The 10,540-nt window shown below is 22.0% G+C and carries 6 protein-coding genes; 5 read left to right on the top strand and 1 reads right to left on the bottom strand.

Annotation, left to right across the window (positions count from 1 at the left end; genetic code table 11):
• Positions 1 to 34: 34 nt before the first annotated feature.
• Positions 35 to 802 (bottom strand): hypothetical protein, encoded by a 768-nt coding sequence (locus tag MDPP_RS01930; RefSeq protein WP_144658540.1) that lies wholly within the window; start codon positions 800 to 802, stop codon positions 35 to 37.
• 1,477 nt (positions 803 to 2,279) lie between these two features.
• Between MDPP_RS01930 and MDPP_RS01925 the strand changes: the two genes are divergently transcribed.
• The 5 genes from MDPP_RS01925 to MDPP_RS01905 all read left to right on the top strand — a co-directional run.
• Positions 2,280 to 2,810, top strand: a complete 531-nt coding sequence (locus MDPP_RS01925) for a DUF2963 domain-containing protein (RefSeq protein WP_144658539.1) — start codon at positions 2,280 to 2,282, stop codon at positions 2,808 to 2,810.
• Between the two features lie 1,200 nt (positions 2,811 to 4,010).
• Entirely contained in the window at positions 4,011 to 5,411 is a 1,401-nt protein-coding gene (locus MDPP_RS01920) for a V-type ATP synthase subunit I domain-containing protein (protein ID WP_144658538.1), read from the top strand.
• 203 nt (positions 5,412 to 5,614) lie between these two features.
• The gene (locus MDPP_RS01915) at positions 5,615 to 6,415 is read left to right on the top strand and encodes a hypothetical protein (RefSeq protein WP_144658537.1); all 801 of its coding nucleotides are present in this window, start codon (positions 5,615 to 5,617) and stop codon (positions 6,413 to 6,415) included.
• Positions 6,416 to 6,493: 78 nt separating this feature from the next.
• On the top strand, positions 6,494 to 7,798 hold the full coding sequence (locus MDPP_RS01910; RefSeq protein WP_144658536.1) for an ATP-binding protein: 1,305 nt from the start codon (positions 6,494 to 6,496) through the stop codon (positions 7,796 to 7,798).
• A 95-nt stretch (positions 7,799 to 7,893) separates the two neighbouring features.
• Positions 7,894 to 10,540 (top strand): hypothetical protein (locus tag MDPP_RS01905; RefSeq protein ID WP_144658535.1); only part of this gene is annotated, 2,647 nt, incomplete at its 3' end.

The raw sequence follows: 10,540 nt of genomic DNA, 5'->3' as shown, positions 1-10,540 counted from the left end.
TTGATTCTATAAATCAACTATCTTATTTTGTTGGTTATGCTCCTGTTGCTGGTGCTCCTTGTTGTGTTTCAGCTAGGTTTGGTCCTGCTGGGCTGTTTTTAGCTGGGTTTGCATTGCTTGGAAATTTAGCTTTTTTTGTTGTTTCGATTTTAGTGATATGTTTGTTTAATTCAGAATCGAAGTCATCCAAAACCTTATCCATGTTTGCTTTTTGGGCGTTTAATTCTTTGATCGCTTGCGCATCTTTAATTCCTTCGATATCTTTTGTAAAATCAGAATTAGCTCTCGATTTCACTTCATGATAGTCTTGTTGTTTCGCTTTAATGTTGTCAAGAAGGTCGGAATAATCTTGTTCTATTTTAGTATCGTCGTTCAATACTTTTGCAACTTCGCCATCGACAAATGTACGATTGTCATTCGCAGCATCTTTAATGTCGTTTATTTCTTTGATAATTTCTGCTTTGTCTTTTGGTTTGTCAACCTTGTGATTCAACGATTGCTCAAAATGTTTTTGGAGTTTAATCATTAAGTTAAGGGATTCTTGAACATTTTTGTTTTCTTTGAGGATATTGAGGATATTGTAATTTGTTTCTTGATTTTTTTCTTTAATTTTTGTGTCTAAAATCTTTAAGCTAATATTTATATTTTTACATAAATCTTCCATCATTTGGTTGTTTTCTATTGCTTGTTCTTTTTTCATTTCCTCGATTTCGAGGAACAAATACAAAAAAACACTTATGATTGCAAAAAATGAAATAATGTTGACAATAAATAAAATTTTAAATTTTTTTTGATTTTCCATAACTAAAGTTTCCTTTCGGGATTTGATTTTTTTGATTTATTTTTTGAATCTAATTATAAAAAAAATTTTTTTAATAATTTTATTTTTTTTGTATTTGTACATTAATTTTAGGTTTGAATAGTAGCAACTAATTTTAATTGTTCTAAATAAAGATAATTTCTTTATTCAAATAAATTATTCAATTTAAAATTTTTAAAATTTAAATTTGAATACTAAACTACCTTAATTACTTTATTTCAATTTCATTGATTATTAAAATCATATTACTATTCTCAATATCTCTTATATATTCTAATATCGGATTATTTTTTAATAATATCAAATAAGATAATAAGATAATATGAAAAATAATTCATGATAATAAAAATCAATTAATAAAATAATTAAAATATTAAGAAAGATTATATATGAATATTTACTTAAAGTCAAGTGATAAAATAGATAAAAGATAAAATTAGTCAAAGGAGTTCGGTTTATGAATCATTAAAATAGAATTTTTAGAAAAATAATTTATAGCGATAGAACATACGCTTTTATTGGCAAGATTTGTATTTTACGCTGTTCCGTTTTCTTAGGAAACTAAGTAATTGCACAGAAAAAAAGCCAAACTGTTTTTTTAATAAACAATTTGACTTTATTTTTATCTTTCTACTGGCTCCATTTTACTGGAGAGCAACCGTTAATCTTTACTGCGGATGGTTTCCATTATTTCAAATATTCCAATTTGAGTTTTCAGCCACCGACTACTTCATAGTCTCTTCATCCTTGAAATAATTTTGATCTTGACATTCGATACCTTTCAAAAAATATTTTTTTTGAAAAGATATGAATTTTTTTTAGTCTTGTTTAATAAAAAAAGACTAACTTAATAATTAGTCTTAAAGATTTTTTAAAAACAAAAAGTGTCTAAATTTTGGGAACTGCAGTTGCATTTATAAATTTTGAAAATTATATTCAAAATAATTTTTATTAGATTTATAAAGCAGGTAACTTATCACAATAGGGTAAAAAAATATAGATTAAAAACTAATAAATTACAACCTTTAAATGAAGAGATAAAAATTTTGGAAAAAGAAAGAAGCCAAATAATCTCCAAACTATACCAAAGTCGAAAAAAAACTAAGAAAAAAAATCGAGACGAAAACCCAAAATTCATATCTGTCCTAGCTTAAAAAATTTTTTTTTAACATTAACAAAATAAAAATTGTATAATAATAACAATTTATTTTTTTAAAATATAATACAAGTTATTATTGTTATTAGAAAGGATGTGAAATGATGAATTTTTTTTAAAAAAAATTGGATTATTATTTTATTAATTATCTTTTTAGGGATATTTTTTATTGTTGTATATTTTGAAGATGTTCAAGGTCGAAGTAAAATACGAACAAAACAAAAAAACATAAACTGGTAAAGTGTTTTAAATTTAACCATATCTACAATTAAAAAAACAAAATTAGAAAGAAGGTACCTAAACATGGAAAACCAAAAAGATTCACCATTTAAAAGAAGAATGATTTTATTCGGATTTATCATTGCAACACTTTTGTTACTTTTTTTCCTAACAAAAGTAATTAAAAAAGATTGTAAACCGTCTCTGAACAGTAATCAACCACCTCATGTATCAACACTTGAAGAAGTTCAAAAAGAATTGGCCGATACACAAAAACGCCTTAACGCCTTTTACAAAAAGAAGACTTTTTATCATGATGACGATAAAAAAAAGATAAATTATATCTTAACATACAACCCTCAAACGGGACACAACGTTCATAAAGCTCACTATAATTTGGACGGAGTAACAGTTGGCGAAGAAGATTTTTATGATACAATCGGCCATTTAAGTAAACAAATTTTTTATCAAGATGACGGCATCGCTAAGGATTATATCATGGAATACGACGTTAACACAAGGAACAAAATTAAGCTTACTGTTTACTGCGCAGACGGCGAAACAATCAATTACATCAAAAAATACGACCCAAACACGGGTGAAGAAATAAAATAAAGTAACAAAGAACTAAAACAATTTTAGACCTTTAGGAATAATAACACTTTTTAGGGTTGAAAAAAATATTTTAACAGTTTATTTATTTTTTGGAGTAGGCACATATTTTTAGCGCGCTTTTTTTTGAAAAAAATATAAAATCATAAAGAAAATGAATTTTGTTTTATTTTCTAGACGACTTTTTAACTTTTTTTGCCTAACTGTATAGTGAGGGGTAAGACCAAAAAAAATATTACTTACATAAGCAAAATAGTTCAGGAATCCATTAAGACAGCTTTTATAGTTTCGTTCAATCGGCCAAGACATCAAAAGAATGTAAATCCTCTCGATGTTTGTTTTCCCCTTGTTGCTTATCCAATTATTAGTAAGTGCGTATTGGTTAACTTTTTTTAAAGAAAGATTATATAATCACAAAGAAAATGAATTTTCTTTTATTTTCTACACTTTTGAAAAGATATGAAATTATCTATTTAATTTGAAGTCTTAAAGAACAATTTTAGAAACAAAAGTTGTCTAAGAAAACGGAACAGTGCACAAAGGTTGGGAAGAAGAATTTTCTCAAACTTTGATGGATATACAAATTGAATATTTAAAAAAATGAATTCTACGAACAAAAAATTGATAAATGTTACAAAAAATTAGATCAAATAAAAAAAAGTGTCTAAAATTTTAGAACACTGCATTTCACTAAGTGATTTTTCTGAAGAAGCAAAAACCAAAATTGATAGAATAAAACAAAACTTTATTGAATATTGCAAAGTACATATAAATATATTTATGTATTATTCATTTTAATTTTATCTATTTTTTGAAAAAATAATGAAAAATTATATATAATGATTATTATATTCATTTATATTTATTTTTAATCTATTTTTATATTTTACTTTTCATTGATTCTTAATTATTTTGATAATTTTTAAATTATTATATTAAAAAATATATAATTTTTTTTTACTTCAAAAAATGGAAAATTTTATTTTATTTCATGATTTTATAATTTATTATATATTTTAATGTTCAATTTGGTCTTGATATGATATTGTTATTCATTACTTGTTCTATATTTTTTTCCAAAACATTTTTTTACATTGTATTAAAAAAAACCTCTTTAATATTTATACAAAGAAAGGAATATTGGGTTATTGAGTTTTGAAAATAAAAAATTTTTTCTCACCTTTTAGGTTTATTGTCATCTTTATGATTTTTATGATTATTTTTGTTGTTTTTTGGTTTCTGTTCGGGTTCAAAAAGATAAAGAAAAATCAAGATATTGTCAAATTTAATTTATTAAACGACAAAATTCATAATTTAAGATTTAAAGAAATTCCTGAAAAATTTTTGGAAATGGAAAAATGGAAATTTTACAGAAAAGAAATTGTTTGTGAAATAATAAAAAAAATTGATAAACAAATAGGAACAAATTCGGATAATATATCCGAAAATAGAAAATTATTAAAAAATATAAAACAAGTTAATCAAACCAAACAAGTTAATCAAAACGAAATACTTGAATTAAAAGAAAAAATATATAAATTAGAAAAACAAAATGATAATTTAGAAAATGATAAATTAATAATTGAGAAATATAAATTATTAGAACAAAATTTAAAAATGCAAGATGAATATAGTTATAAAGAATTATCTCAAAATCCTGAATATGAAGATTTTATTAAATGTCAAGATAAATTTCTAGAAATTAAAAAAGAATTAATAGACATGTTTTATAAAAGATTTTATTACATCGCAATTCAAAATTTAAATCAATTTTATTTAGAACTAAATTCTTTTTTGAAAGATAAAGAAACACAAAAAATATTAGATTCTCTAGAAGAAAAGACTTTTATTAATGATATTAAATCATCAATTAATGAAATTGAACGTTATTTAAATTTATTGAAACAAATATCAGAACCAATTCAAAATAATAATAATATAAAACATCATATAACACATCTAGAATCATCATTTATTTTTTTGCAACAAATAAATAAAATATATTTTAAAATATTGCAAGAAATGCAATATAAAGATATTTTATATGTTGAAATATTGGAAGAAATGAATGATAAAGGTATTTTTTATAAACACGACAAAAATATAAAAATAAGAAGGGCAGATTCAACAATAGAAATTATTACAAAAAAATTTCCTAATGAAATTTATCGTTATGAAGAAATAAATAGTTCTTCTTCGTCTAGAAAAGGTCCCGACGAAAATATAATACAAAAATTTTTAACTTCACCTAAGAAAAAATATAAATTATTTATCGAAAAAGAATGGTGCATAGATTATATTAAACAATTTGAAAGAAATTTTCCTGAAAACCTATATAATATTAATCATATAAAATATGATATCTTCAATAATATTTTTAAAAGCGAAACTGAATTTCGAAAATATTTTTTTCAAAATGACACAACTAAATTAAATTTTGGAAATTTTAATAATTTATTATGTTGTGAAGAATTTACTCAAAATCCTTATTATTTAGATTTAAAACATTTTCAAAATAAAGAATTAATATCATTTTTCAAAAATATTGTTTATATAAGTGATCTAATTCAGGAAAAAATTCAATATCAATCCGAAAAAAATTAGATAGTATAATAATAAATAATTTACATAGAATAAATATCTAAAATTTAAAATAAATTTTTAATAAAAATAATTCTTTATTCATGTTGAAATAGTTTAATTTTATAATTTGTTTTACGATTTTGTTTCATTTATATTTTTTATAATCAAAAGTTTCAAAAATAAATTAATTCAAGAAAGAAAAGAGAAAAGATTGAAATTTAATTATGATAATTAAAAAAGAAAAAATAATTTATTCATCTATTTTTGCATTTTTGTTTTTGGGGATTATGTTGATTAATTACTTTTATTTGATTCCTAAATTAGTAAAAAAAGAAGTTGATGAATTAAGGCCAATATTAACAAGTAATTCCAAAAATAATAATAACGATGATATTATAAATTTTTGTGACGAAACTTCAAAAACGATTCAGTCTTACTTAGATTTAGGCAAAGAAACAGATATCAACAATGAAAATGAAAATGATATCAACAAAATCCAAGAAAAACTAAAAAAAATAAAAGAAATACAAGAAAAAAATCAAAAAGATGTAGAAATTGCCAATATTTTTGATAAAAATATAAAACAATTTCAACAACAATTAGAAATAGAAGAAAAAGGACCAAATGTTCAAGCATGTTCTGATTTAAAACAAATAATCCTATTACTAGAAAATTTCCAATTATGTTGCAAAGAAATAGAAGATATGAAAAAAAATTTAGACAAAAAATATTCGATTTTTAATAAAGAAGAAAATAAAAAAGAACGTGAAGAAGAAGAAAAAGATTTAGATGAAGGAAGAAAATATTTGAATGCTTTTGCTAATATTTTAGATATTTTTGCTAATTCAACAAAATCGATAAAAAAACTTACATCTTCGAGTTTAGTTGAAGAACATTTAAAAAAAGAATTAAATGAATTAAATGATGAATTTACTAAATATGCTAAAAAATCATTTAACTTTGTTAATCTTTACAGAAATAACAAAATTCCTAAATTATTTTCAAGCTTTATTAATAAAAAGTAAATAAGAAAAATTAATTTTAATAAACAAAAAGAATAATTAAAAAAATATTCTTAAATAAGAAAGGAAATTAACGATATATTGATAATTAAAAAAGAAAAAATAAAAAATATTGATATTCAACATGTGGTTTTATTTATTATCACTTTAATTACTTTAATTTCTTTCATTTTAGCTCTTATTGTTTTTTTAAAGCCAAATAATAAATTACCTGATTACCATTCTTCCGATGATAATGTCAACGAAGGAAAAATAGGAAATAGTTCTTCAGAAGAAGGAAATTCATTACAACCTTTATTAGAAGCTTTAACGCCACCAGAAAATAATTTTAGTCATTTTAAAAATTTTAAAGATTGTTATGGTCTCGAAGGAGCTATAAAAAAGTTACAAGAAGCACAAAAACGTTTTCGGCTTGAAAATTACAAAAACTATTTGTTGAAATTTAAAGAACCCAGAGAGACATTCATGGATCCTGAACCTGCTAAACTTTTACCTAATAGTTTTCCAAAAGGAGTAGTTTTGTTTGGACCTCCTGGAACAGGTAAAACTTTATTAGCTCAATGTTTTGCCAAAGAATCAGAAATGAATTTTTATATTATCACTCCTGCAAATTCTCTAAAAGAAATCGAAGATATATTTCGAAAAGCTAGAAAAAACAGTCCTGCTGTTATTTTTGCTGATGAAGCAGAAGAAATTGTTAAGTCGAGAACATCAAATTCTTTAGATCCTGGTGATTCTAAAAAAACAGATTTGTTATTAGCTGAAATCGATGGAGTAAAAAGCGATCCTGAAAAACCTGTTTATTTCATAGCCGCTACTAATCATTTAGATAAAATAGATAATGCCATTTTGTCTCGTTTAGAAAAAATAAAAATAGGATATTTAAACGAAGATCAACGATTAGGATTTTTAGAAAAAATAATGAAACAATACAAATACGATGCTGATGTTATTCCTTATTTAAAAACTATTGTAGAAAAATTTAATAATGCTTTACAAAAACCTGAATCTTATGCTAAAGCTATACAAAAGGGTTTAATTATTTCTGCAATTGGTAACAAAATACCTAAAGGTCAACTATCCACTATGGACGATGATAATCAAAAAGAAGAGATGGAAAATTTATGGAAGAAAACTCATAAACAAAAACAATTACCTACTGATTATGATATAGAAGATTTAGAAAATGTTAAAAAACATTTCTATGATCTTCAATCTAATCGAAAATTAGAGATGTTAATTACAAATGCAGCTAATAAAGCAGGATATCATTCTCACGAAAGTATTATAATTGCTGATTTAGAAGAAGCTTTTGAAGAATTTTTTGGACATCAAACAGATTATGGAAAGACTAATGCTTCTATTAGAGACATATTATCTCAATAAAAAATATTTCTTAAAATATAAAAAAATTGTTTTGATTTATTTAATATCTTACTCAATACAAAAATTACTTATTAATTCACAAAAGGAGACTAAAATTGAATTTAGTTAAGATTAATTTTTTTAAAAACAAAATTTTTTTTTCCTATTTAATTTTATTAATTTTTTTTATTTTTAATTATTTTATATTTCCAAATGTATATGCTGTTAATTCAAAACAAATAGAAGAAGATTATACAAAACAAAGAGAAACATCTGAATTAGAAACAAAACAACATAAAAGATTATGTGAATATTTTTATGACAAACAAACTATTAAACAAAAATTTGAGTCAATTTTGCAATATTATCAAAAAAAATCCCCACAAAAATCACAAAAATTTAGCGTAAAAATAGTTGAAAAAAATGAAGAAACATTTAGTATAGAAATATCTACAATAGACACAAAAAACTTGAATATAGGTCAAATTATTTTAAATTTATTCAAAAATATAAAAAAAGATGAGGATTTTTCAAAACACAAAGAAAAATTAGAAGAAAATATTTTTACACAAAATGAAAAAATAGTTTTTGTAGGAGGGGAACATATAAAATTTCATTTATATGATTATTTTATATCTTTGTTTGAAGATTCTCATAATTTCAAAAAAAAAATATTTGATTCTAATAAAAATTATGAACAAATAGTTGAAGACATTGCTGAAAATTATTTTAATTATGTTTTTCATATAATTAATATGTTAAAAAAATATCCACTTGAAGATTATTTAAAAATAAAATCAGAAGATAATGGAAAAGATATATATATATCCGAAAGAGATGAAAGTGAAGAAGGCAAAAACTTAAAAAGGACTCAACTATTTAGTTATGAACCTGCTTCTTCTAATTTACAATTTCAAATAGAATTTTTAAATGTTTTTTATAAAATTCAAAAAGAATTGTTTAACGAAATAAACAAAAATTTTTTTCAAGAAGTAGAAGAGATTCTAAAAGAGATAAGTAAAATACAAAAAGAAATAACAATAGAAGATAAAATTGAAGAAATAATAAATAATAATAATCTAAAATGGAAAAATGAATTGAAAAATCTAATTTTAAAACAAAAACTTTTCGAATTCCCTAAATTAAATTCAAGAATTTCGCAATTCGAAACTATTGATAATGATTTTAATTTTTGTCCCAGCATCGAAAAACCAAATAATAAGAAAAATTATTGGCAAAATAAAAAAGATTTGATATCATTTATCGAAAATAGCGAAATCGAATTTAATGATAGAGATTATGGACAAAATAAAAAAGATTTGATATCATTTATCGAAAATAATAAAATCGAATTTAATAATAGAGATTATTGGCAAAATAAAAAAGATTTGATATCATTTATCGAAAATCATAAAATCGAATTTAAAGATAAAATAAAAAATCAAAAGAATAAAATTATTTTGTTCTTAGAAAAAATCCAAAAGTTTTATGCTCAATTAGTTTTTCAAATTTCTTGTTTTGATGAAGATTCAACATATAAAGATAAAATGAAAAAATTGAATTATTTTTTAATCAATAGATTAAACAAAATGGAAGATGATTATTTAAAAAAAATTGATGAAAAAAAAACAAAATTCGAAAAATATATGGATTTTTTAAAAACAGAATTAGAAACTCAAGAAAGAGATATCACGAAAAGATACGAAATTCAAAGCCCAGATATAATTTATTTACAAAAAGTAGATAAATTAATAGATAAATTAAAAGGGAAAGAAGAAAATGATATACAACAACGATTTTTAAATAAAAAAATTAACTTCGAACGTAAAAAAATTTTATCAAAATACGATGAAATTAAAAAATTTATAGAAAAGAATCAACAATATTTAAAATCAAAAGGAACTTCATCAAAATCAAAATTTCAATCATTTATCAATGATTATTGTAGCCTAATATTAGAAAAAAAGGAACAATATGAACAAATTATCGAAAAAATAAAAGAAAAAATAAAAAAAGAAGAAGAAAAACAAAATTCATTAAAAAAAGAAATTTTAGAAGAAATGAACGAATTAAAAGCAATTATATCTATTATTCCTCGAAACTTAAATAAAAAAGATTTTTTGCCCTTCGAAAATATTAAAATGTTTTCAACAAATTTAGAATCTTTACTTTCTGAACAACAAAAAAAAACATTTAATGATGAATCTGAGAAATTAATGAAAAATATAAAAAATGATATTGAAAATAGAGATTTAACCAATTCCTGTTTTTATTCTAAATTTATAAACCTTTTTTTTGGTATCCAATATAATAATATATTTGATATTAAAGATGTAGATAGTTTAGATAGTTTAACTGCGCAAAATATAACTGAAATAGAAAAATTTTTTGAAGATTTAAATCCATCTTTATCAAGTTTAGATAAATTTTTAGAAAAAATTAATAAAAAAATTGAAGAATTGTTTTACAATTTACAAAATAATCCTACTCCTGAACAAATGTTACAAATGATAACAGAAAATCAAGATTTTTTTGATAATCTAAAACAACAATTAAATGATTATACAACGGAAATAGACGAAAAAAATCAAAATTTAACAGAATTAGAACAAAATTTTGAAACAAAAATGGAAAAAAAGTATTCGTTATTAGAGGAGCAAAAAAATAAATTTCAAAAACAAAAAAATTTCTTGATGACGAAAAAAAAAGAATTAATAAATAATAATAATCTAAAATGGAAAAATGAATTGAAAAATCTAATTT

The sequence above is a fragment of the Candidatus Phytoplasma pini genome (assembly GCF_007821455.1).
GTDB lineage: Bacteria > Bacillota_I > Bacilli_A > Acholeplasmatales > Acholeplasmataceae > Phytoplasma > Phytoplasma pini.
Note: the sequence above shows the minus strand (reverse complement) of the source record. Positions and strands in the feature narration are given on the sequence as shown.